Raw genomic sequence first — 23,842 nt, forward strand, 5'->3', positions numbered from 1 at the left:
CCGATGAGCATTATAGCTACACTCGCAGGCGGTTTCATGCTTGCGCTCACCGCTTCCGGTTCAATCGTTGCCGAAGACGTCATCCGCTCTGGCGAGGTCATCACGCCGGGTATGCTGGTCACAGAAGACGGCACGCCGGTCTTCGATAGCCCGCTCATTGGCCGGGAAGTTCGCCGCACGGTCTATGCCGGGCGCGAAGTGTCCATGGAAAACACCCAGTCACCTCGCCTCGTGACCCGCAATCAGGTCGTCACGGTAAAGTATATCCGGGGCGGCCTTGAGATCTCGACCACCGCCCGCGCGATGGAAGAGGGCGGCCTCAATGACACGGTCTCCCTGATCAATACGAATTCCCGCAAGATGGTGTCTGGCGTCATCCAGTCGGGTGGATGGGTGCTCGCACAATGAAAACAGCACTTCTTCTCTCGCTTGTCGCACTTGGTTGCGCGGCCTGCGCGTCGTCGCCGTCCAGCCAGCAGGCCATGACGGCGCCGCACCCAGCGAGCCCGCCCCCGGTGCAGACCATGGCGGCCTTCCCGCAAGCGCCGTTGAACAACGATACCAACTCGCTCTGGACAACCTCTGCCAATTCGCTGCTCAGCATGCGCCGGGCAAAGTCAGTGGGTGACCTGCTGACGGTCGTCGTCGAAATGGATGATCAGGCCAGCATGCAGAACTCGCTGCAAAGCACGCGCGGCACCAACCAGGACTTCAATCTCGATGCGCTCTTCGGCCTGCCGGAGTGGGCCAATGGCGTGCTGCCGGGCGGAGCAAGCGTCTCGCCGGGTATCGACTACAGCCGCAACTCCGCCCTCAATGGCAGCGGCGCCATCAACCGTGCCGAGCAGGTGACCTTCCGCCTCGCCGCCCGCGTTATTGGACTGGAGCCGAACGGCAATCTCGTCATTCAGGGCTATCAGCGCACACGGGTCAGCAATGAAGTACGTGTGCTGACGGTAACCGGCGTTATCCGCTCGCAGGACATCACCCGCATGAATACGGTGACCTATGAAAAGATTGCCGACGCCCAGCTCTCCTATGTCAGTTCCGGGCAGGCGACAGAGCCTGTGCGCGCTGGCCTTGTTCCCAAACTTCTCGACACCATCGTTCCTTTCTAGAGTCCGCATGACATGAAGCAGATTATCCCCGCCATCATCGCTGCCATTTTCGTCGTCCTCGGGGCGGGCGGCGCCCTATTCATGAAGGGCGCATTCTCGTCTGGCGGAGAAGCGGCTGCCAGTTCTGACGGGCATGGGGCCGAAGCATCCGGCCATGGTGAGGCAAAAGCGAGTGGTCACGGCGGCGGCGGTGGCCATGGCGGCAAATCGGGCGCCGGCATGTCCGGTGATGTTGAGTATTTCAAATTCAGCCGCGAGTTTATCGTGCCGCTTACGCGCGGCGAACGGGTCGACGCCCTGGTGATCATCAATCTCAATCTTGAGATCGACAAGTCCATCTCGGGTCAGATCTATGGCATGGAGCCGAAGCTGCGCGACAACATCATGAGCACGCTCATCCGCCTCTCCAACGAAGGCGTCGCCCTGGCCGATCTGACCAATCCTGAGAATTATGAGACGATCCGCTCGATGATCCTCGCAAACCTGCGTGAGCTCGTACCAACAGGTCTCGAGAATGTGCTCATTCTGGATATGGCAAAGCAGCACATCTAGCGTGCTGCTCTCCAATCCAAATTTCCAGTGAAGAAGAAGTCTATTCAGCGACGCGGCGAACCTGGCCGAGGTCACCTGAAAGGCTCGACGATGTGCCGATGCGCAGCTCACCGTTTTCGGTGCCGACATCGGTCACTTTCGTCAGCACCTGAGGCGCGACTGTGCCAAGGAAGGTGTCGCCGGCATAGAGATCGATGCCGAACTGATAGATCTCACCAGAAGCGGCTGCCCCGCCATTTGTGAACCGGCCATCCCAGCTTTTACGCTCATCATCGATTTTGAGACGGTCGCTATAGACGGCCTCGCCAGCCGAATTTGCAATCGTCAGCACGGCGGCAGTCGCCTCGTTTGGGGCGTCGAAGGAGAAATCGACCGGGTTTCCGGAATAGGGCACCCATGAGGATTCGACCGTCACAGTCTGTCCGAGCCATTCGCTGGCGAACATGGAATGCAGATCGCCGATCATGCTCGCCATGCTCTTCAGGCTGGTATTCGACTGCACCTGTTGTTCCAGCGTCGAGAAGGAAGCGAGCTGTTCAACGAACTGCGTGGAGTCCAGCGGCGAAAGCGGGTCCTGGTGGCGTAGCTGCGCAGTCAGGAGCTTGAGGAAGTTGTTGAACTCCTCGCCGACAAACTGTGTGCTGCCGCTCTCATTTTTTTGGCTGTCTGTCGCCTGACCAGACTGCGATGATTGCGCGGACTGTGCGATCTGTGTCGCCTGCGCAGCGTTGATAACGCTCATTTCCGAAACTCCTTCCTAGAGTTTGATGTTCAGGCCGCTTGCCCCGAACGTGACGGGGGCGCGGCGTGTCTGCAGCAGTGCAGCGGCCGGCATGGTTGCGGCGTCTTCATCTGCACTGTTTGTGTAGTCGATAAAGTCAGCTGGTTGCTGGTTCTGCGAACCGTTGGCCGACCCTTCGCTGAAGGTCATGTCGCGGGCCGAAAGTCCGTGCTGTTCGAGCGATTGGACGAGATCGAAGTGCAGCAGGCGAAGCTGTTTCATCGCTTCAGGTGTATCGGCGCGCACTGCGACCTGCTGAAGCCCCTGTGCATCGAATTTGAACTCGATCGACACACGGCCAAGTTCGGGCGGGTCCAGCTGGACAAGAATACGGTCAGGCTTGTCGCCGCCAGCCAGCTTGTTGCTGACGATGTCCACGATTTCCTGAGGCGCAGCGACGATTGTCGCCTGCGTCGGTGCCATCATGGCACCAAAGCTCGCGGCACCGGCGGCGGGCGCCGGGTAGGCCGCAGGCGCGGCGGCTGGTGCTGCGCCAGCTGCGAGCGAAAGGGTGGCGGCCTGCTTGCCGCTATCACCTGCGTCCGTCGCCTGCGCACTGATCTCAAGACCCCCGCTCAGGAAAGAAGAGCTTTCCATCATATTGTCTGCGGCATTCTGCGGGATCGTGATGGCAGGCTGATTGTCACGCTGGTCGAGGCGCGGCGTGCCAATGGCAACAGTTTCAGCGCGGGCAGCGCGCGGCGTCAGGCCAGTAGCTGGAATATCCTTCAGGCGGCCCGCTTCGCGGCCTTCTGTCTTTGCAGCCGGATTCAGAGAAGCCATGACGAGATCGGGACGGCCCGGTGCTTCATTGCCTTTAAGCTGAGTGCTCGCAGCAACTGTATTGTCGCGGCGCTCGGCCTTCTCGGCTTTCAGTTCGGCGACTTTTGCTTCATCAACCTTGGCAGCCTCAGCGTCTTCGACTGAGGCCGGGCTCACAATTCCAACGTCTGCAGTCTCTGTCTCAGCGGTTGCTGGCTGAACTTTGGGGTTCGAAGGCGCTTCAACTGTTTTAGCCACATCAGATGCCACTGCAGAGGGGCTTGCCATATCTGTCGGAGCTGCCTCTGCAGGCTTTATCTCCGCAGGTGCATCGCCCTTTGTCTCAACGGGGATATTGCCGTCCGTTGCCTGCTCTGCAGTCGCCGCTTCCGCTTTCGGGCTGACAGCTTCGCCGCTCATGGCTTTGATGACTGCAGTCTCACCTTCGCTCGCTTCATCAGCTTCGGCTTCAGCGTCGACTTCCACGTCGTTCGCCGCAGCAACGACCGGAGCGCCAGTGCTCACCGCGATCTCAGCTGTCTCGGCGCTCTCTTCGACTGGGGCGTCAGTGTTTTCGGCTTCGGTCTCTTCGTGCGATGCATGTGCGGTCGCAGAGAAGGCAAGTGCGGCAGCATTGCCAGATCCGTCAGACTGATCGCGCTCTTCTTCTGCAGAAGCGTTTCCAGCGCGGCCTGAAGTTTCAAGGATTTTGGCGAAAGCTGTGCCGCGGCCTGGCTCGGAAGGCTCACTGCGCGACTGCGCCGGTTCGGCCAGAAGCGGGCCCAATGGTCCAATGGCTGCAGGCATTCAGTGTCCTTGGTTAACTCTGATTAGCGCTCTCTTAACCAAATCTGCCTCACCACAGGTAAAAGCGGATTTAACGCTGGCCCAAAAAAAATCGCGGCAACCGCGTAGGCCAGCCAGATGCAGGGAGGCAGAACTTGATCCCTCTAAAAGTACTGACGCCGAATGCGGATCAGCTTGCGCCAGCGAGACGGAAGACGGCTGCCCCGCCGCCGCTGCCATCCTCCCGCACGCCTGAACATACCGCGCCTGCCACGTCTTCATCGACGCAGACTTCTTATACAGCGCCTGTGCAGCCCGTCCGTGCGCCAGCGGCGCAAACCGTCAGCGCTCCTGCGACCAGTGACAAGAATGCTGACGTGAATCTGCGTTTCGAGCAGATGCTCTGGGCCGAGATGCTGAAATACTCCGGACTTGAAAAAGCGTTCTCCAGTGCAGGCGGCGAGGGCGCTGCCGCTTTCACCCAGTTCGCCGTCGAAGCCATCGCCCGCGATCTCGCTGAAAAGCATCCGCTCGGCTTCAATGCCGTCGACCGGGCGGTGGAGGCATATGAGATGTCCAGAAACGTCGGAGAGACCTGATGAGTGCGCAAGCCAATCCAGAGTCCGTGCTGACCAGTCTGCTGGAACTTCTCGAAGCAGAACATGAAGCGCTCAAGGCTGGCCAGGCCGGCAAGGCGAGCGGCCTGCTTCAATCAAAGATGGAGGCTATGAAGGCCTTCGATACACTTGTTGCAGATCCCGCGCGCCTGCGCGGTGTGCCTGACGTGAAACTCCGTATGGAGCGCATCGTCACGCTGGCGACAGAGAATGCCGATCTTTTCTCAGCTGTACGCAATGGTGTCGGCCAGGCTGTTACGCGCGTGAGCGATTCTACAGCCCACTCCTATGTCGGCGCCTACACCGCCGCTGGGGGAAAAACAGCATTTTCCAAGGCAACGGGTGGCTACGCAAAAAAAGCGTGAGCCAGTTAACCGATTGTCCATGAGTGTCCTGTAATCAGGCATCATAACCAAGATTGGTTCAGGAAATACCTGCTGTCAGGATGACATGAGTTGGAACTTCGAGGTCGGGTCTCACCGGCTCGATCTGGAACTTAAAAGGGGATAACTGATGTCCAGTATTCTTACGAACAATAGCTCGATGGTTGCGCTCGAAACCCTGCGCAACATCAACCGCAATCTCGAATCCATCCAGAATGAAATCTCGACGGGTAAGAAGGTTGCGTCTGCCAAGGACAACGCTTCCGTCTGGGCCATCTCGACTGTCATGTCGACCGACGCTGCAAGCTTCGAACAAATCTCGTCCTCGTTGAACAAGGGTTCGGCGACTGTCGGCGTTGCACGCGCTTCTTCCGAGCAGATCACCAGCCTCCTTCAGGACATGAAGAACCTGATCGTTGACGCCCAGCAGGACCTCAACGACAGCGACCGCGCGAAGATCCAGAAAGACGTTGCTGCTATCCGTTCGACGATCACGAACATCGTCAACGGCGCACAGATGAACGGTCAGAACCTGCTCAAGGGCACCGATGACCTGAAAGTCCTCGCTTCGCTTGACCGCGATGGCACCGGTGCAGTTGCACCAGCCTTCATCAACGTTTCCCGCGTTGACCTCACGACGACTGCCGCTGTCGATGCCGCAGCCAAGGCATCTGATGATGCAGGCTATGTCTCGACTGAAGACACGATCACGGCTTCGGATGTGGACAAGGTATCAAGTGAGGCAGGCTTCCTGTCCACGTCCGCCTCGGGCACGATCCCGACCAGCGGCTCGATCACTGTCGATATCAAGGGTGGCGCCATCGCCGCAGGTGATACCTTCACGGTCAGCGTTGGCGGTTCGGACTTCACCGTGACGGCCACGTCCGGTCAGACCATCAACGACATCGCCGCAGCGCTGAAAACCGAGATTGACGGCGGAAGCATTTCTGACCTCACGGTGACGGTCACCGACGCGACCGATCCGGCAGATGGCACCGACAAAGCGGTCCTGACCCTTGCAAACGGTAACGCCAGCTCCACGATCGCCTTCGACGAAACCAAGTTGAACGCTACCAAATCGGTCTCGCAGCTTGCAGACACTGAGAGCGTCGATGTGACTGTTGCAGGTGGCACGATTTCCACCGGCGATACGTTCACTGTCAACGTCGACAATACCGACTACACCTACACCGCACTTGAAGGTGACACGGTAAACGACGTCGCTGCTGGTATTAAGTCACTTCTTGATGATGCATCCATCACGAACCTCGTTGTTACCGTGACGGACGCAGACGATCCGACAACCGACGCCGCGACGATCAATCTTGCTGCTGATGGCGGCACCGTTGATGTCAATCTCGGCGGTCTGGCTTCCACCAACGCCGCAACGGCAGCTGGCGGCCTTGGTGCTCTTGCTGACATCGATGTGTCTGACTCCGCCGGTGCAACCGCGGCTCTGACCTCAATCGAGACGCTTCTCAACAAGGCGATCACGGCAGCGACCACCTTCGGTTCGGCTCAGAAGCAGATCGAAGGCCAGACGGAGTTCGTTCAGAACCTGGTCGACTCGATGAAGTCAGGTATCGGCGCGATGGTCGATGCAGATATCGAAGCAGCATCTGCAAAACTGCAGGCTCTGCAGGTTCAGCAACAGCTTGGTGTCCAGGCGCTTTCGATCGCGAACAGCGCACCGCAGACCCTGCTGTCACTGTTCCGCTAAGGACGATGAATTGAGGTCGGGCGTCCCTTGGGGCGCCCGGTTTCACCTACCAGTTACGAGTGAGGGCACATGCATAATTTGGCGCACAAGGCATACAGCACGGTCACGAGCCGCACGGCTTCTGATAAGCAGATCGAACTTGCCCTGTTCAGCGAAATTACGAACGCTCTCAAGGATGTGGCGGTGCAGGATGCGCCGCTTCCTGCCGTTTGGGCAGATGCGATCGATCGCAACCTCCAACTCTGGCATCTTCTTTCCGTAGATCTTGTCAGCCCCGAAAACGGGCTCGACGACAGCCTTCGCACCAACCTTCTGACGCTCGCCGAAATGGTGCGCCGCGTCAGCTACCAGGTGCTCGCGGGCGATACCGACATCTCTGATCTTGTCGAGATCAACGAAACGATAATGAAGGGGCTTTCTGGCGAAGTTGGCCCCAGCCAGATGGAGACTGCTACCTAAATGTCCGGACTGATACTGAAGCTCGCCGCTGGCGAGAAAGTCGTCATCAACGGCGCGCTGCTGGAAAATGGCGACAAACCTTCAAGCCTGAGAATTGCTGACGCAAACGCGCGCGTCCTGCGCTGCCGCGATGCGCTGCGGCCTGATGAGGTGAACACGCCCGTCAAACAGGTTTACTACGCAGTCCAGCTGCTGATCACGGGCGATCTTGAAGAAGACAATGTCCTGCCTGCGCTGTTCCGCGAAATCGACAGCCTCGAAGACGTCTTCCGCGGCATCGATCCGCAAGCGATCCCGCAGCTTCGCCAGATGCTGCGCCGGGGCAATCACTATTCCGCGCTCTGTCACATGCGCAATCTGGTCGAGCTGGAAGCCGAGCTTTTCCGTCACGCTCACCTGAAGAATGCGATGACCGAACCGCAGCAGGCGAAGGTCGCCTGATACGCCATGGTGCAGCCAGCGATCCCCATGTCGGGCCTGGCCGGCTGGAGCTTTCTCCAGTCCACTTACAACCGTCAGCTTGAAACCTTTTCGGACAGCGCGAGCGTCAAGAATGACCGCGCCTATATGACCGAAAAGCTGTCCAAGCCGGTGTCGCTGGACGATTTCATGTCCGACCGGCGGCTCCTGCGCGTGACGATGACGGCCTTCGATCTCGGCGGCGAGGAATGGAAGGGCGGGTTCGTCCGCAAGGTTCTCGAAGAAGCGGCTACTCCGGACAGCACCTTCCTCGAGCGCCTGAACAACCCCGCCTATACCAAGTTCGCGCAGACTTTCGCCTTCGAAGACGGCACGCTCTCGCTTGACGCTGACAAGATCGAGCAGCTCGGTGAGAACTTTGAAACGGCGGCCTTCCGCATCGCCGTTGGCGACGTCGATGAGAGTATGCGCCTCAGCCTGAACTATCAGCAGAAAATTGTTGATATTGCTGGCACGGGCGCGTCCAATGATGCGATCGCCTACCGCATCCTCGGCAATCCACCGGTCAAGGCGGTGCTGGAAACGGCGCTGAACCTGCCTTCGGATATTTCCAAGCAGCCGATTGAAAAGCAGGCTGAGATCCTGCGCGACAAGCTGCGTTCCTCCTTCGGCATTTCCGACCTTTCGCAGCTGACGGATCCGGACAATGTCAACGCGGTCATCCGCCGGTTCCATGTGATGGAAACGGTCAATAATGGTCCCTCGGCAATGACCCCCGGCTACACCGCCCTTACACTGCTTGGCGGCGGGCAGGGCTTTGGCGCAATCGCCAGCCAGAACCTCTTCTTGAGCCTGCTCTAGCGCGGCTTTTGTGCCATGCTAGGCGGTGCGTCCTGCGGCAGCTCTTTCATCAGACCAGCACTCAGTAATTCTGCCAATCGCACATAGGCGGCCTGGGTATCGCCCTCATGGCGTTCTGACACGAACCCGTCGAGCGATGGAAAGAGATCGATGGCGCGGTCGCCCGCCATATCCTTGCCCCGCTCATAGAGGTTCGCCCTGACCATGGGTGCCAGTTCCTCATAGAGCGCCAGATTCCTGCGGTACTCGGCAAGCAGCATGTTCTCTTCGGGTGAGGCTGCGCGTGGCAGGGCGCGGGACACTGACTTCAGAACATCGATCGCCGGATAGCGCCCGCGCTCTGCAATATCGCGCGAGAGAACGATATGGCCGTCCAGAATACCGCGGATCATGTCAGCGACAGGCTCTTCCATATCAGACCCGGCCACGAGCACGGAGAAGATCGCCGTGATGTCGCCCTGGCCTTCAGGGCCGGGGCCGGCGCGCTCTGCAAGTTCGGCAATTGTGCGGACGGTCGAGGGCGGGAAAGCGTGCAGCGCGGGTGCCTCACCTCCAACCAGCGCGACTTCGCGGTGCGCCTCGGCAAAGCGGGTGATGGAGTCAAAGAGCAATAGCGTGTGGTGACCCTGATCGCGGAAGTGCTCAGCGGCCGCCATGGCGCAATAGGCTGCGCGCTTCTTGGCACCCGGCGGTTCGCTGGCAGTGGCGGTCACGATGACGGACTTTGCGCGGGCTTCTGCGGGAAGGGTGACCTTCGCAAACTCATTCAGCTCACGTGAGCGTTCCCCGATAAGGGCGATGACGATGCGGTCGGCCCGAACGCCGTTGGCGAGCGCACCAAGCAGGGTCGATTTGCCAACCCCCGAGCCCGCAAAAAGACCAAGACGCTGGCCCTGGCAGAGCGGGATGGCGGTGTCGGTGATCATTAGCCCAGTATTGAGGCGCGGGCCAAGGGCCTTGCGTACATGGCTCGGGGGCGCCTTCGAGATCAGCTTCTTGCGCATCAGGCTGCTGGGCAGTGTTTCTGGCGCGCCATTCTCTGTATCGACGATCTCGCCGCGATAATTGATGATCCGGCCGATCCAGTGGTCACCGGGCGAGACAGACGCTTCCCTGTCGATATAGGCGCGGTCGCCAATGCGGACTTCGTCGGACTCGTCAAAGAGAAGCGCTGTGACGCGATCTTCGGTGATGTTCAGGATCTCGCCGCGCACGGCTGCGCCGCTCTGGGTCTGGATCTCGACCTCATTGCCAAGCCCTGCATGGGCGCTGACGCCCGTAATGCCGACATTTCCGGGGCTGACATCGCTGACGCGGCCCCAGATGCGGACGAGTTCGTGTGGCTGTGCGCGGGCTGACTGCATTACGTAAACAGAATCTCGCTTTTCATTAACCTTTTATTCAACGTAGCCCGGCACCCTTTGCAAAGAGTTAACCATGATGGGCCTGTGCCATGTTCTCGAATATGGATGTCTTCAAGATGTATAGCGCAATGGCGCGTCACGCCGCCGAAGCGCAGACTCACGCCTCCAAGAATATCGCGCATGCCGACGATCCCGGCTACCGCGCGACCCAGCTGGAATCCTTTGAGGATTTTCTCTCGCGTACCGCGCTCAGCTCCAGCCAGTCGCCGGCCTTCAAGGTTCAAGATGCAGGCACACCGACCTCGCCAAATGGCAACTCGGTGAGCATCGAGCACGAACTTTACAAATCGGCCGAAGCAATGGACCAGCATCAGATGGCGCTCACGGTTTACACCAAGTCGCTCGACCTTCTGAGAGCGGCGCTTGGCAGACGATAGGGGGCAGGTTGAATGAATTCGATCAAGGCAACAATGATGCAGGCCATGCAGGGGATGCGCGTTCAGTCTGAACGTATCGACCTGACGGCGCAGAACATCTCCAACGCCGACACGCCGGGCTATCAGCGCAAGATGCTCATCGTGGATAAGAATGGCGATGCGTTCCGCAATCTTCGGATCCAGCTCGACCAGACCGAGGGTGATCGCAGCTACGAGCCGACCCACCCGATGGCCGACGAAAATGGCTACATCACGATGTCCAACGTGCAGGTCGTCACAGAGATGGCCGACATGCGCGAAGCAAACCGGTCTTACGAGGCCAATCTCAACTCATTCCAGCAGGCACGTACAATGTACAAATCCCTGCTCGATGTTCTCAAGCGATAGGGGGGCATAGAAGATGTCAGGTATCGGTTTTTCGGCATATGCTGCCCTCAACAACGTAAAAGCTGCTGACGCAGCCAGCCAGGCGGCCAAGCCGCAGGGCGGTTCCAATGCGGTCTCTGATGGCTTTGCAAACTTCAAGCAGACGATGGAAGCGGCAGAGCAGACCGCGATGCAGACCGCTGTATCGGGCGCTGACCCGCATGCGATGGTCGAAGCGCTCGCCAATGCAGAGCTCGCGCTCGATGCCGTCGTGACGATCCGCGACAAGGTCGTCGAGGCGTATCAGGAACTCCTGCGGATGCCGGTCTAGGCGGGCATATATGACTGAGCTTGCGATCTTTGAAATCCTGCGCGGCGCTTTCTGGACCGCAGCCCTAATGGCGCTGCCGATCCTTGCCGTCACGCTCATTCTTGGTTTCGCGATCGGCCTCCTGCAGGCGCTGACCTCGATCCAGGAAATGACGCTGACCTTCGTGCCGAAGATCATGGCGGTGGTCGTCGTCTTCTTCCTGACGCTTGGCTACATGACGCAGCTCTGTCTCGATTTCTTCAACAACTCTGTTCTGCCCATAATAGCGGGGTAGGCGAGCCATGCCCGCCGCGAGCCTTCTGAACCTGGCAAAACCGACCACGCTGCTGGCGATCGGTCTCATGCTGATCATCCTCGTGATGGTCCTGCCGGTCCCCGCATGGGTCATGGATATCGGCCTGACGCTGTCCTTCGCGTTCGCCATCCTGATCTTCACGACATCGATCTTCATCGAAAAGCCGCTGGATTTCTCATCCTTCCCGAGCGTGCTTCTGGCTTCGCTCGTCCTGCGGCTGGCGCTCAACGTCTCCTCGACCAAGCTGATCATTTCCGAGGGCCACACCGGCACGGGCGCGGCCGGTAACGTTATCGAGGGCTTCGCCATGTTCATCATGGGCGGAAACCTCTTCGTCGGCCTAGTTGTCTTCGGCGTCCTCATCATCGTGAACTTCATGGTGATCACGAAAGGCGCTGGCCGTATGGCAGAAGTCGGCGCCCGCTTCGCCCTCGACGCCATGCCGGGCAAGCAGCTCGCCATCGACAGCGACCTTGCTGTGGGCGCGATCAGCCATGAAGAAGCAAAGATCCGCCGCCAGAAGGAACAGGAAGAAGCCTCCTTCCTCGGGTCCCTCGACGGTGTGTCGAAATTCGTGAAGGGTGATGCGGTCGCGGGCCTTCTGATCACGGCGCTCAACCTGCTTGCTGGCATCGGCTTCGGCATTGCGGTGCATGGGCTTAGCGTCACTGAAGCGCTGAACAATTACTCGATCCTCACGGTCGGCGACGGTCTCGTCTCCCAGATCCCGGCCGTGATCATCTCTGTCTCGGCAGCGCTTCTGCTTTCCAAGGGTAAGGATGAGGGCGCGATCGATGTCGCGCTTCTCGCCCAGCTCGGTGCGAACGCATCGGTTCTCTATATCGTGGCGGGCCTGCTTGGCGTTTTCGCCCTCATGCCGGGCCTGCCATTCCTGCCCTTCATTGCAGCGGCAGGTATCTTCGGCGCCTCCGCCTACTTCATCCAGCAGCACGAGAAGCGCAAGGAAGCTGAGAAGGCGCAGGAAAGCGCCTATGATGCGCCCGAGCCTGTCGTAATCGGCGACAGCATCCATTCTGATGAAATCCACCTGGAGGTCGCGCCTGACCTCGTCGCGCTCGTGCTTCAGGGCGCCGACGGGTTTGAGAACCGCGTCGACAAGATCCGCCGCTACATCGCCGAAGAGTACGGCTTCGTCCTGCCGTCGATCCGCATGACGGACAATCCGACGCTGGCCAAAAATTCCTACCGTGTCCGCATCCAGGGCGTGAAGGTTGATGGCGGCACGCTTCGCCCCGGCAATGTGCTTGCGCTGATGGAAGACAAGCAGCTGCCGCACCTTCAGGGCGAGCGCGTGAAAGAGCCTGTCTATCAGGCTTCTGCGCGGTGGTTGCCATCTGGCAAGAGCGCAGAGCTCGCCGCTGCGGGTGTCCCGGCAATCGAGGCGACAGAAGTGCTCGCCACGCACATGCTGGAAATCATCCAGAACAATTTCTCGCTGATCTTCTCGCGCCTTGTGATGATGGACACGCTGGACGCGCTGACCCGCCTCACCGACGCAGAGCGCGCGGCCGCCAACAAGCGTTTCCTCGACGAGTATATCCCCGGCAAGGTCACGCCGGAGCTGCTGCTCGCCGTGCTGCGCCTCCTCCTCGAAGAGCGCGTCTCTATCCGCAACATGTTCCTCATCATCGAGACGGTCGGCGAAGCGAAAGCCCGCACCTCCAGCCCGCCGCAGCTCGCAGAGCTCGTGCGCCAGCGCCTCGGCTTCCAGATCGTGGACCGCCTCCAGGACGGCGATGGCCGCCTGCCGCTGCTACAGCTTGGCCCGACCTGGGAAGAACAGTTCTCCGCCCATGAGATCACCAAAGAAGACGGCGCATCTGACATCGCACTGCCGCCAGATATCTTTGGCGACCTCACCACCTCGATCCAGAAGAAGCTGAACGAGTACGCGCAGAAAGGCGTTACGCCGTCGATCGCGACGACATCCCGTCGCCGCCGCTTCATCCATACGGTCCTGTCGAGCAAAGGCATCCGCAACTCTGTCCTCGCCTATGAGGAGATCGGGTCGAGGAGCAAACCCTACATCGTCGGGGTCGTTTAGTGCCCGATACGCTGCTCGCATCTGGACAGGCCGTCTACTGGATCGGCGCTGTGATGCTGATCATGGCGCGGGTGGGGTTCATCATCTACTTCATGCCAGGCGTTGGCGAGCAGGCCGTGCCAGTTCGCGTGCGGGCGATGATCATCCTCGTCTTCGCCATCTCGCTGGCCGCCAGCGGCGTGGTGGAGCTTCCGGTCCTCTCAGGCCTTGGTGAGTTCTTCCGCTACCTCGCCCTGGAAGCGACGATCGGCCTTTTCTTCGGCTTGCTCCTGCGGCTTGCGATCTGGATGCTGTCGATCACGGGCACGATCATCGCTCAGGTGATCGGCCTTGCGCAGATGCTGGGTATTGCGCTGGAGACCGAAGCCCAGACCATCACGGCAAACGCACTCGCCATGGCGGGCGCGGCCCTGCTGCTCAGCATGGACTATCATGTCACCGTCTTCGCGCGGGTGGTGACGCTATACAGCGATATTCCAGCCGGCGCGCTGGGCCTGATCGACCCGATGTTCTTCGTCATGCGCGGCTTCGAAGCGTTTGGCATTGCCATTATGCTTGCCTGGCCATTCGTGGCGGTGAACCTGCTCTACAACATCTGTCTTGGCTTCATAAACAAGGCGCTTCCATCGCTCATGGTGGCCTTTGTCGGCGCACCTTTCATGATCGGGGCTGGTATCATGCTGCTCGCCTTCTCAATCACAACAATGCTGTTGGTTTGGGGCGACCGCGTCCCGTCCATCATCGGCTGGCTATAGGGAGACTGCCGGATGGCTGAAGACCAGAATAGCGGTGGCGGCGAGAAGGAATTCGAGGCCACAGAGCAGAAGAAACGCCAGGCCCGAAAAGAAGGTAATGTCGCCCAGTCGAAAGAGGCGACCAGTTTCTCTCTCATGCTGGGCATGGTCATCGCGTCTGCCGTGTTCGGCACCGTGCTTGCCGGCGGTATCTTCAACGACTTCTCGGCCATGTTCTATCATGCCGACAGCTATGCACAGGACATCTTCGCCGGGACGGGCGCGCAGTCGCGCCGCTGGCTGACCAGCGTGCTCATGCAGATCCTGCCGCTCTTTGGAATTCTGGTCGTGCTGGTGCTGGCAACAGTCATCGTTCAGGGCGCTGTGGCCTTCTCGACCAAGTCGATCAAGCCGGACATGAACAAGCTAAACCCGGCTGAGAACCTCAAGAAAAAGTACGGTCCAAAGGGCCTGATCGACTTTGGCAAGGACACCGCAAAGATGCTGTTTGCGGGGCTTCTGGCCTCGCTGTTTCTCTATCATTTCGTCGAAAACTATTACGCCAGTAGTGCGGTCCAGCTGTCGCAATTCTTCCAGTTCACCTTCAGCCAGGTGACGGCGATCATCATTATCTTCTGCGTCTTCCAGTTCGCGCTCGGCGGCGCTGACTTCTTCATCCAGCGCCAGCTTCACGCCAACAAGCTGAAGATGACCCGCCAGGAACTGAAGGACGAGATGAAGCGCAGCGAAGGCGACCCGCACCTGAAGCAGCAACGCCGCGAGAAGGGCCAGAAAATCTCCAAGGGCCAGATGCTGCAGAATGTGAAGGACGCCACGGTCGTGATGGTCAACCCGGAGCACTATGCCGTCGCCCTGAAGTGGGAGCCCGATAGCGACCGTGCGCCAATCGTCGTTGCCAAGGGCGTCGACCATATGGCCGCCCGCATCCGTGAGGTGGCGCACGCCCATGACGTGCCGATCTACCGCGACCCGCCAGCGACCCGGTCCATCTATCGCCTCGTTGAGATTGACGAGGAAATCCATACCGAGCACTTCGCTGCTGTGGCCGCGGCCATCAGCTTCGTCGATCGCCTGCGTCAGCATCTCTAGGGGAGGGATGCCGTGAAACCGATGAAGAAGAAAACGGCGGCGGACTTGAAGAAACTTGTCGGACTGAAGCGTCAGCGGGCCGAGCAGGACATGGCCGAAGCGCAATTCGCACTGGAGCGTGCGCAAACAGACCTTGCTGCCATGCGCGCCGCACTGCAGGCACCAGCCGAGCCGATGGATTTTGCTGCGATCAGCCTCGCGGAGCGGAATGGAAGTTCGCGCCGTCTCGTTGAACAGCTCCGCGCGCAGGAGGCGCTTGTCGCAGAGCGCCGCACCGCGCTCGCCGAAGCGACAGACCGGCTCCGCCTCGCCTTCGGCTCGCAACAGGTTCTTGAACGATCCCTGCGCCAGGGCGGTTAGGCGCGATACACATGGCTTGCCTTTCGTCGCATGGACAATCATGTCACGGCATGATGAAAGGCGCAGATCATTTCAAACAGGCTGCGGAATAGAGGTTCAGCGCTCATGTCGACAGGTCTTGTTACTCTTTTTGGTGGCTCCGGTTTTATCGGTCACTATGCGGCCCGCGCACTTGTCGAGGCAGGCTACCGCGTCCGCATCGCGGTGCGCCGTCCGCACCTTGCTGGCGATGTCCGTCTCGCGGGGCCTCCGGGCTGGATCGACATTGCGCAGGCCAACGTTCGCAACCGTCTCTCGGTCGAGCGCGCCATCGAAGGCGCCGACGCCGTCGTGAATCTTGTCGGTATCCTTTACGAAAAAGGCCGCCAGAGTTTTGAGTCCGCTCAGCTTGGCGGTGCACAGACCGTGGCCGAGTGCGCAGCTGCCGCGGGCATTAAGCGCTTCGTCCAGATTTCGGCGATTGGCGCGGATGAAAATTCCGAGTCCGATTATGCGCGCACAAAGGCGCTGGCCGAACAGGCCGTGCGCGACGCGATCCCCGAAGCTGTCATCCTGCGCCCGTCCATCGTGTTCGGGCCTGAGGATGACTTCTTCAACAAGTTCGCCGGCATGGCAGCCCATCCGGTATCGAACGTTGCGCCTTTCCTGCCGGCCATCGGCGGCGGCAAGACGAAGCTCCAGCCTGTCTATGCGGGCGATGTCGCCGAAGCTATCGCGGCCGCTGTGAGCCGCGACGATGTTCAGGGCAAGACCTTTGAGCTCGGCGGCCCGCGCACCTATACGTTCAATGAGCTTTACGACTTCATCGGCGAGACCATCGACCGCAAGCGCTATGCGCTGCCGCTGCCATACTTCGTCGCCAAGCCAATGGGCCTGACCTTTGGCGCGATCTGGAAGATCCCGTTCCTGCCGCTGCACACTGTTCTCGGCCCGCCGCCGATCACGGGCGATCAGGTCGATATGCTGAAGACAGACAATGTCGTTGCCGACGATGCGTTGACGCTGAAAGACCTCGGCGTTCAGGACATTGAAAGCATCGAAGCCATCGTGCCGACCTATCTGTGGCGCTACCGTGCCTATGGTGAATTCCACCAGAAGGGCGAAGCGTAAGCTTCCCCCTTCAGCTTTGCCGGGAGCTCTGGATCAGAGGCCGATGAGCGGGATCGCTGCCAGAATGGCGATGCCGAGCAGCACCCGGTAGATCACGAAGGGCAGGAAGCTCATCCGGTTGAGGAGCGCCATCAGTGCCCAGATGGACGCAAAAGCCGTCACGAAGCTGAGGCCCGCCACGATCAGGCCGTCGGAGAGCGGCACCGTCACTTCGCCGGCATCTGCGGTGGCGAGCTTGAGGCAAGCATAGCTGCCCGCGATCAGTAGCACCGGCGCACCGCACAGCATGCCAAAGCGAGCTGCCTCCGTCCGCGACAGGCCGAGGGCGCGCGCCGCCGTCATCGTGACGCCTGAACGGCTGACGCCCGGGATCATGGCAAGCGCCTGCGCGAGGCCGATCAGTATGCCGTCACGAAGCGTCATGTCGGCTTCGGTCCGATGGCGCGGGCCTTTCACGTCTGCCCACCAGAGAAGCAGGCCGAATACAATCGTCGTGCCGGCGATCACATAGGCGCTGCGCAGGACATCAAGTCCGGGGACAAGCTCATGTGCCAGTCCGGCCAGAAGGGCAGGCGGCGTCGCCACAAGGATGAGCAGGGCAAGTTTGCCGCCATCTGTCAGACGGCCATTTTCGCGGCCAATGCCGACCAGTTCGAAACTGCCCTTCACGACGCGGCCAGTGTCTCTCCAGAAAAATGCGAACAGCGCGAAGAGCGTGCCTAGGTGGGCCATGGCGTTCACCATCAGCTCGTCTTCGCCTGAAACGCCAAAGATATTCGCGGTCAGCAGGACATGCGCAGACGACGAGATCGGAAGCCATTCCGATATGCCCTGCACGATAGAAATGATGACAAGCTGGAGAAGCGACATAGTTCTAGTCCCGGCGGTCTGTTGGACGCTCAAACCTATGTCACGCTTCGAGCGCGAAAGCACCCGCGCAAAATGTATATCGATATGATATGCGTTAAATTTGCCAAACTTGGATTTTGGCGCTATATTGATGATCAAACCAAATAAAATATATCATCACGATATGTGGTGAATGAATCTGCCTTGCAAAGCTGCTGAAAAGCGCCGATAGGGCACAAACTTGCACGAAAAGGATGGGCGCCATGGCCAGCCGCATGCTGAAATTCACGTCGATCAACCCGACCATGCCTGAAAAACGCGCGGCCGAAGCGCGCCGCAGCGACTTTCAGGAAATCTATGGCGACTACGCCCAGACGGTTGCCGAAGATCAGGCGGCGCGCTGTTCGCAGTGTGGCGTCCCGTTCTGCCAGCAGGGCTGCCCGCTCTCCAACAACATTCCTGACTGGCTGAAGCTCGCTGCCGAAGACCGGATGGAAGAGGCATACCAGGTCTCCTCTGCCACCAACAACATGCCCGAAATCTGCGGACGTATCTGCCCGCAGGATCGCCTATGCGAAGGTATCTGCACGGTTGAGCAGTCCGGCCACGGCACGGTCACCATTGGCGCGATGGAACGCTACATCACCGACAATGCGTGGGAGCAGGGCTATGTCACCCCGATCAAGCCTCCGCGTGAGCGCGAACAGTCCGCCGGTATCATCGGTGCAGGGCCGGGCGGCCTCGCCGCCGCAGAACAGCTCCGCCGCAAGGGCTATCAGGTCACTGTCTATGACCGCTATGACCGCGGCGGCGGCCTGCTCGTCTATGGCATTCCGGGCTTCAAGCTCGAGAAGCACATCGTTGAGCGTCGCATCAAACGGCTTGAGGAAAGCGGCGTACGCTTTGAGTTCAACGCCTCAATCGGTGAGACACACAAGCTGTCAGACCTTCGCGACGAGCATGACACGCTGCTGATCGCGACGGGCGTCTACAAGGCGCGCGATTTGATGGTGCCGGGCGCAGGTTGCGAAGGCGTCCACAAGGCGCTCGACTTCCTGACCACGTCGAACCGCAAGGGGCTCGGCGATGACGTGCCTGAATTCGAGAACGGCACGCTCGACGCAAAAGGCCGCAAGGTCGTCGTCATCGGCGGCGGCGATACGGCCATGGACTGTGTGCGCACAGCCATCCGTCAGGGCGCGACATCTGTCTCCTGTCTCTACCGCCGTGACCGCGCCAATATGCCGGGCTCACAGCGCGAAGTGGCAAATGCTGAGGAAGAAGGCGTCGTCTTCGAATGGCTCGCCTCTCCTGAAGCGCTGATCGATGACGAAGGCGGCAAGCTGAAAGCCGTGCGCGCCGCGCGCATGAAACTGGGCGCACCTGATCCATCTGGCCGTCAGTCCCCTGAGAAGACCGGCGAGACGTTCGACATTGAAGCCGACATGGTAATCAAGGCGCTGGGCTTTGACCCTGAAGACCTGCCGCAACTCTTCAATGAGCCTGCTCTCACCGTGAACCGCTGGGGCGCCATCAAGGTTGATTTCGCAACGCTCGAAACGAGCCTGCCGGGCGTGTTTGCCGCTGGCGACATCGTTCGCGGTGCCTCGCTCGTCGTCTGGGCCATCAAGGATGGACGCGACGCAGCCGACAGCATGCACAAGCGTATGAAACAGATGGCCCGCACGGCCTCCGCTGCCCCCGTCGCCGCTGAATAGACCGGCCTGACCGACAGCGCTCCAAGACAAACCCTTCCAGGGATACCGACATGACCGACACGATCGAAAAATACCTCAAAGAACGCCAGAAGCTGATCGAGGCGCACGCCTATGATGAAGAGTTCGAGAAAGATGCCTGCGGCGTCGGCCTCGTTGCTTCTCTTGATGGCAAGCCCAAGCGCGAAATCGTCGAGATGGGCATCAAGGCGCTCAAGAATGTCTGGCACCGGGGCGCCGTCGACGCAGACGGCAAGACCGGTGACGGCGCTGGTATCCGGATCGAGGTCCCGCAAGACTTCTTCCGTGAGCAGGCAGAGCGCACCGGCCATAACCCGACAGATGACCCGATCTGCGTCGGCCAGATTTTCCTGCCACGTACTGATCTTGGCAATCAGGAAGCGGCCCGTGCCATTGTGGAGACCGAAATCCTCCACTTCGGCTTCTACATCTATGGCTGGCGCCAGCCTCCGGTCGACATCTCGGTCATCGGCCAGAAGGCAGCTGATACCCGCCCTGAAATCGAGCAGGTCATGTTCCGCGACAGCCGCGGCCGGACCTCTGATGAGCTGGAACGCGCGCTCTATCTCTGCCGTCGCCGGATTGAGCGCAAGGCACGCGAGGCTGGTATCCCGAGCTTCTATATCTGCTCGCTCAGCCACAAATCGCTGATCTACAAGGGCATGTTCCTCGCCCAGGACATCGACAACTTCTATCTCGACCTGAAAGATGAGCGCTTCGTTTCGCCGATCGCCATCTATCACCAGCGCTATTCGACCAACACCTTCCCGCGCTGGGAGCTGGCACAGCCCTTCCGGATGCTTGCCCATAATGGCGAGATCAACACGCTGCGCGGCAACCTCAACTGGATGAAGAGCCATGAGATCAAGATGGTCTCCGGTGCGTTCGGTGATGATGTCGAAGACGTGAAGCCCGTTGTGCCGAAGGGCCTCTCTGACTCTGGCGCGCTTGATTCGGTCTTCGAAATCCTCTGCAAGGCCGGCCGCACCGCGCCGATGACCAAGGCGCTTCTCATTCCGGAAGCCTGGTCCAAGCGCGCGTCGATCATCCCGGACGAGCATGCTGCGCTCTACGCCTACTGTAACTCCGTGATGGAGCCGTGGGACGGGCCTGCCGCCATCTGTGCCTATGACGGTCGCTGGGCTGTCGCCGGTCTTGACCGGAACGGCCTGCGCCCGCTGCGCTATGCGCTGACCTCCGATGGCATTCTTGCTGTCGGCTCCGAGACTGGGATGTGCCCGCTCAGTGGTCATGATGTCGTCCGCCGCGGCCATGTGCGCGCTGGCGGCATGATCGCGGCCAACCTCGAAGAAGGCCGCTTTTATGAGCATGACGAGATCATCGACGAGCTGGCTGGCGAGCACCCGTATTCGGACTGGCTGAAGAACGTCAAAGAGCTCGAAGTCGACATCATGAACGGCGAAGAGCCGCGCCTCTTCGACAAGGAGGCGCTGCTGCGCCGCCAGATGGTCGCCGGCTTCACGCTGGAATCCTCAGAACTAATCCTCGCGCCGATGGCAGAGGACGGTAAGGAAGCCATCGGCTCGATGGGCGATGATACGCCGGTTGCGGTGCTCTCGCAGGAATGCCGCCCGCTCTCGCACTTCTTCCGTCAGAACTTTAGCCAAGTGACAAACCCGCCCGTCGACCCTCTGCGCGAAGACCGCGTCATGTCGCTGAAGACGCGGTTCAAGAACCTCGGCAACATCCTCACCACGGACGAGACCCAGCAGAACGTCTTCGTTCTGGAAAGCCCGTTCCTTTCGACCGGCATGTACCACCGGCTGATGGACGTGCTTGATGAAGGCGTCGAGCATATCGATTGCACCTTCCCGATCGCCAGTGTGAAACATGACGGTCGCGCCCTGAAAGAGGCCCTCTCACGTATTCAGCGTGAGGCAGAAGAGGCTGTTCGTGCCGGTCGTGAGCACATCGTCCTGTCTGATGAGAACCAGGATCCTGAGAACGTCGCGATCCCGATGATCCTCGCGACGGGCGCGGTGCATAGCCATCTCGTCGCGCAGGGCCTGCGTACCTTCTGTTCGCTTACCGTACGGTCGGCTGAATGTCTCGACACGCACTACTTTGCCGTGCTCGTCGGTGTCGGCGCGACCTGCGTTAACGCCTATCTCGCGCAGGAAGCGATTGCTGACCGCCACGCGCGCGGCCTGCTCGGTGACGAGCCGCTCAACTACTATGTCCAGAACTACAAGAAAGCGATCGAGGCAGGTCTCCTGAAGATCATGTCCAAGATGGGCATCTCGGTCATCTCTTCCTATCGCGGTGGCTATAACTTCGAGGCGCTCGGTCTCTCGCGCGCCCTTGTGGCGGACTACTTCCCGGGCATGACCAGCCGCATCTCTGGCATTGGTCTCGCTGGCCTTGAGGACAATGCTGTCGAACGCCACGAGCTTGCCTTCGACGAGGACGTCATCTCGCTTCCGGTCGGCGGCTTCTATCGCCTGCGCGCATCGGGTGAGCCGCATGCTCTCGATGGCAACCTCATCCACATGCTGCAGGCGGCCTGCGACCGCGGTGACTACGCCCTTTATGAGCGTTATGTCGACGCGCTGAGCGGCCGCGCGCCTATCCAGCTGCGCGACCTGATCGACTTCAAGACCCGCAGCCAGACCTCGATCCCGCTTGAGCAGGTTCAGTCGGTCAATGAGATCCGCAAGCGCTTCGTGACGCCGGGCATGTCGCTTGGTGCGCTCTCACCTGAGGCGCATGGTACGCTCAACGTTGCCATGAACCGGATCGGCGCGAAATCCGTGTCCGGCGAGGGCGGTGAAATCCGTGAGCGTTACCGTCCCCTTCCGAACGGCGACAATATGAACTCCGCCGTCAAGCAGGTCGCTTCCGGTCGCTTCGGCGTGACCGCGGAATATCTCAATGAGTGCCGCGAAATCGAGATCAAGATCGCCCAGGGTGCAAAGCCTGGTGAGGGCGGCCAGTTGCCTGGTTTCAAGGTGACGGAGCTGATTGCGAAGAACCGCCACGCCACGCCGGGTGTGACGCTCATCTCGCCGCCGCCGCACCACGACATCTACTCGATCGAGGATCTGGCCCAGCTCATCTACGACCTGAAGCAGATCAACCCTGAATGCCGCGTCTGCGTGAAGCTCGTCGCGCAGTCAGGCGTCGGCACGGTGGCCGCAGGCGTCGCGAAAGCCAAAGCCGACGTGATCCTCATCGCTGGCGGTGTTGGTGGTACGGGCGCAAGCCCGCAGACCTCTATCAAATATGCAGGCCTGCCATGGGAAATGGGCCTCGCAGAAGCCCATCAGGTCCTCTCGCTCAACAATCTTCGCGACAAGGTCACCCTGCGGACCGATGGCGGCCTTCGCACTGGCCGCGACATCGTCATCGCGGCAATGCTGGGCGCAGAGGAATACGGCATCGGCACGGCATCGCTCGTCGCCATGGGCTGTATCATGGTGCGTCAGTGCCACTCCAACACCTGCCCGGTCGGTGTCTGCGTGCAGGACGAAGCGCTGCGCAAGAAATTCACGGGCACGGCCGAGAAGGTCGTGAACCTCATGTCCTTCCTCGCCGAAGATGTCCGCCACATCCTCGCAAGCCTTGGCCTCTCATCTCTCGATGAAGCCGTCGGCCGCACCGATCTTCTGGCGCAGGTCAGCCGCGGTGCCTCGCACCTTGATGACCTCGACCTCAACCCGCTCCTGGTGAAGGTCGAGACCACCAAGCCGGTCGTCTACCGTCCTGACCACCGCACCGAAGTTGTCGAAACGCTCGATGCGCAAATACTGCGCGATGGTGAGCCCTTCTTCACGCGCGGTGAGAAGATGCAGCTCGAATATGACGTTCAGAACGTGCAGCGCTCCATCGGTGCACGCTGCTCGTCGGCCATCGTCCGCAAGTTCGGTGAGCGCGCGCTGCCTGAGGGGCGCCTCCGTATCCGCCTGACAGGCAGCGCCGGTCAGTCACTCGGTGCCTTCTCGGTGCAGGGCCTCCTGCTCGACGTTTATGGCGACGCGAACGACTATGTCGGCAAGGGCCTGTCTGGAGCAACGATCCAGCTACGCCCGCGCCGTGATGCGCAGCTGGAGGCGTCCGAAAACACCATCATCGGCAATACCTGCCTCTATGGTGCCACCAATGGCCGCCTCTTTGCGGCGGGTCAGGCGGGCGTGCGCTTCGCCGTTCGCAACTCCGGTGCAGAGGCGGTGGTTGAAGGCTGCGGCGCGAATGGCTGCGAGTATATGACGGGTGGCCGCGTTGCGATCCTCGGTCCGGTCGGTGACAATTTCGGCGCTGGCATGACGGGCGGCATGGCCTGGATCTGGGATCCGAAAGGTAACTTCGCCCGCGTCGCCAACCCGGACTCCATCGACTGGTACCCGCTCGCCGACATGTCGGAAGAGTATATCGGGCGCTATCAGACGCTGCTCGAAATGCATGCCGAACGCACCGGTTCGAAGCGCGCGAAAGAGCTCTTGGAGAACTGGGACAAGACGCTGGAACAGACGCACTTCATCGTCCCGAAAGAGGTCGCTGACCGCATCCTTGGCAGCAAGCTGCCAGAGCTGCAGGCGGTCTGATATCCCGCAATCAGGTTGAATCAGGTGCGCGCGCAGGCCAGCACTTGCGCAGCGCGCGCACCGC

The 23,842-nt window shown here is 60.2% G+C and carries 24 protein-coding genes; 20 read left to right on the plus strand and 4 right to left on the minus strand.

Features of this window, described 5'->3' with window-relative positions:
* Nucleotides 1-3 precede the first annotated feature (3 nt).
* Genes flgA through KUV46_08045 form a run of 3 tightly spaced genes read left to right on the plus strand, consistent with a single transcriptional unit; the run spans nt 4 to nt 1,670 of the window.
* Nucleotides 4-408 carry a flagellar basal body P-ring formation chaperone FlgA gene (gene flgA, locus KUV46_08035; GenBank protein QYI99308.1) on the plus strand — a complete coding sequence of 135 codons (405 nt, stop codon included), beginning with the start codon at nt 4-6 and terminating at the stop codon, nt 406-408.
* Nucleotides 405-1,118: a flagellar basal body L-ring protein FlgH gene (locus KUV46_08040; GenBank protein ID QYI99309.1), complete on the plus strand. Its 714-nt coding sequence runs from the start codon at nt 405-407 to the stop codon at nt 1,116-1,118. The genes flgA and KUV46_08040 overlap by 4 nt, the downstream gene beginning before the upstream one ends.
* Nucleotides 1,119-1,130: 12 nt before the next feature.
* The gene (locus KUV46_08045) at nt 1,131-1,670 is read left to right on the plus strand and encodes a flagellar basal body-associated FliL family protein (GenBank protein QYI99310.1); all 540 of its coding nucleotides are present in this window, start codon (nt 1,131-1,133) and stop codon (nt 1,668-1,670) included.
* 40 nt (nt 1,671-1,710) lie between these two features.
* Here the strand turns inward: KUV46_08045 and KUV46_08050 are convergent, their stop codons facing one another.
* Both KUV46_08050 and KUV46_08055 read right to left on the minus strand, forming a co-directional pair.
* On the minus strand, nt 1,711-2,412 hold the full coding sequence (locus KUV46_08050) for a hypothetical protein (GenBank protein ID QYI99311.1): 702 nt from the start codon (nt 2,410-2,412) through the stop codon (nt 1,711-1,713).
* 15 nt (nt 2,413-2,427) lie between these two features.
* Nucleotides 2,428-4,020, minus strand: a complete 1,593-nt coding sequence (locus KUV46_08055; protein ID QYI99312.1) for a flagellar hook-length control protein FliK — start codon at nt 4,018-4,020, stop codon at nt 2,428-2,430.
* 134 nt (nt 4,021-4,154) lie between these two features.
* Here KUV46_08055 and KUV46_08060 point away from each other — a divergent pair, with 134 nt between their 5' ends.
* The 6 genes from KUV46_08060 (at nt 4,155) to KUV46_08085 (ending at nt 8,459) form a co-directional block, all read left to right on the plus strand.
* Nucleotides 4,155-4,598 (plus strand): hypothetical protein, encoded by a 444-nt coding sequence (locus KUV46_08060; protein ID QYI99313.1) that lies wholly within the window; start codon nt 4,155-4,157, stop codon nt 4,596-4,598.
* Nucleotides 4,598-4,981, plus strand: a complete 384-nt coding sequence (locus tag KUV46_08065; GenBank protein ID QYI99314.1) for a hypothetical protein — start codon at nt 4,598-4,600, stop codon at nt 4,979-4,981. Before KUV46_08060 ends, KUV46_08065 begins: the two co-directional genes overlap by 1 nt.
* 148 nt (nt 4,982-5,129) lie before the next feature.
* The gene (locus tag KUV46_08070; protein ID QYI99315.1) at nt 5,130-6,719 is read left to right on the plus strand and encodes a flagellin; all 1,590 of its coding nucleotides are present in this window, start codon (nt 5,130-5,132) and stop codon (nt 6,717-6,719) included.
* Between the two features lie 69 nt (nt 6,720-6,788).
* On the plus strand, nt 6,789-7,178 hold the full coding sequence (locus KUV46_08075; GenBank protein ID QYI99316.1) for a flagellar biosynthesis regulator FlaF: 390 nt from the start codon (nt 6,789-6,791) through the stop codon (nt 7,176-7,178).
* A complete protein-coding gene (flbT, locus tag KUV46_08080) occupies nt 7,179-7,619 on the plus strand; it encodes a flagellar biosynthesis repressor FlbT (protein QYI99317.1) in 441 nt (146 codons plus the stop codon).
* 27 nt (nt 7,620-7,646) lie between these two features.
* On the plus strand, nt 7,647-8,459 hold the full coding sequence (locus tag KUV46_08085) for a DUF1217 domain-containing protein (GenBank protein QYI99318.1): 813 nt from the start codon (nt 7,647-7,649) through the stop codon (nt 8,457-8,459).
* Here the strand turns inward: KUV46_08085 and KUV46_08090 are convergent.
* Nucleotides 8,456-9,823, minus strand: coding sequence for a FliI/YscN family ATPase (locus tag KUV46_08090; GenBank protein QYI99319.1), 1,368 nt, complete (start codon nt 9,821-9,823; stop codon nt 8,456-8,458). The genes KUV46_08085 and KUV46_08090 overlap by 4 nt on opposite strands.
* Nucleotides 9,824-9,912: 89 nt before the next feature.
* Here KUV46_08090 and KUV46_08095 point away from each other — a divergent pair, with 89 nt between their 5' ends.
* The 9 genes from KUV46_08095 to KUV46_08135 all read left to right on the plus strand — a co-directional run bounded on the left by KUV46_08095 (nt 9,913) and on the right by KUV46_08135 (nt 16,631).
* Nucleotides 9,913-10,260 (plus strand): flagellar biosynthesis protein FlgB, encoded by a 348-nt coding sequence (locus KUV46_08095; GenBank protein ID QYI99320.1) that lies wholly within the window; start codon nt 9,913-9,915, stop codon nt 10,258-10,260.
* A 12-nt stretch (nt 10,261-10,272) separates the two neighbouring features.
* Nucleotides 10,273-10,647, plus strand: a complete 375-nt coding sequence (flgC, locus tag KUV46_08100) for a flagellar basal body rod protein FlgC (protein ID QYI99321.1) — start codon at nt 10,273-10,275, stop codon at nt 10,645-10,647.
* 13 nt (nt 10,648-10,660) lie between these two features.
* Nucleotides 10,661-10,957 carry a flagellar hook-basal body complex protein FliE gene (locus KUV46_08105; GenBank protein ID QYI99322.1) on the plus strand — a complete coding sequence of 99 codons (297 nt, stop codon included), beginning with the start codon at nt 10,661-10,663 and terminating at the stop codon, nt 10,955-10,957.
* 10 nt (nt 10,958-10,967) lie between these two features.
* The gene (locus KUV46_08110) at nt 10,968-11,231 is read left to right on the plus strand and encodes a flagellar biosynthetic protein FliQ (GenBank protein ID QYI99323.1); all 264 of its coding nucleotides are present in this window, start codon (nt 10,968-10,970) and stop codon (nt 11,229-11,231) included.
* A gap of 7 nt (nt 11,232-11,238) precedes the next feature.
* Nucleotides 11,239-13,317: a flagellar biosynthesis protein FlhA gene (locus tag KUV46_08115; GenBank protein QYI99324.1), complete on the plus strand. Its 2,079-nt coding sequence runs from the start codon at nt 11,239-11,241 to the stop codon at nt 13,315-13,317.
* Complete coding sequence (locus KUV46_08120) at nt 13,317-14,072, plus strand: flagellar biosynthetic protein FliR (GenBank protein QYI99325.1); 756 nt, start codon at nt 13,317-13,319, stop codon at nt 14,070-14,072. Before KUV46_08115 ends, KUV46_08120 begins: the two co-directional genes overlap by 1 nt.
* Before the next feature lie 12 nt (nt 14,073-14,084).
* Nucleotides 14,085-15,161: an EscU/YscU/HrcU family type III secretion system export apparatus switch protein gene (locus tag KUV46_08125; GenBank protein QYI99326.1), complete on the plus strand. Its 1,077-nt coding sequence runs from the start codon at nt 14,085-14,087 to the stop codon at nt 15,159-15,161.
* Nucleotides 15,162-15,173: 12 nt separating this feature from the next.
* Nucleotides 15,174-15,521, plus strand: a complete 348-nt coding sequence (locus tag KUV46_08130; protein QYI99327.1) for a hypothetical protein — start codon at nt 15,174-15,176, stop codon at nt 15,519-15,521.
* Between the two features lie 105 nt (nt 15,522-15,626).
* A complete protein-coding gene (locus KUV46_08135) occupies nt 15,627-16,631 on the plus strand; it encodes a complex I NDUFA9 subunit family protein (protein ID QYI99328.1) in 1,005 nt (334 codons plus the stop codon).
* Nucleotides 16,632-16,664: 33 nt separating this feature from the next.
* On the opposite strand, the gene KUV46_08140 is transcribed toward KUV46_08135, so the two are convergent.
* Nucleotides 16,665-17,501, minus strand: coding sequence for an undecaprenyl-diphosphate phosphatase (locus KUV46_08140; protein QYI99329.1), 837 nt, complete (start codon nt 17,499-17,501; stop codon nt 16,665-16,667).
* 242 nt (nt 17,502-17,743) lie between these two features.
* Between KUV46_08140 and KUV46_08145 the strand changes: the two genes are divergently transcribed.
* Nucleotides 17,744-19,198 carry an NAD(P)-dependent oxidoreductase gene (locus KUV46_08145; GenBank protein QYI99330.1) on the plus strand — a complete coding sequence of 485 codons (1,455 nt, stop codon included), beginning with the start codon at nt 17,744-17,746 and terminating at the stop codon, nt 19,196-19,198.
* A gap of 50 nt (nt 19,199-19,248) precedes the next feature.
* A complete protein-coding gene (gene gltB, locus KUV46_08150; GenBank protein ID QYI99331.1) occupies nt 19,249-23,778 on the plus strand; it encodes a glutamate synthase large subunit in 4,530 nt (1,509 codons plus the stop codon).
* Nucleotides 23,779-23,842 lie beyond the last annotated feature (64 nt).

This window comes from Thalassovita mediterranea, from assembly GCA_019448215.1.
Lineage (GTDB): Bacteria > Pseudomonadota > Alphaproteobacteria > Caulobacterales > Hyphomonadaceae > Henriciella.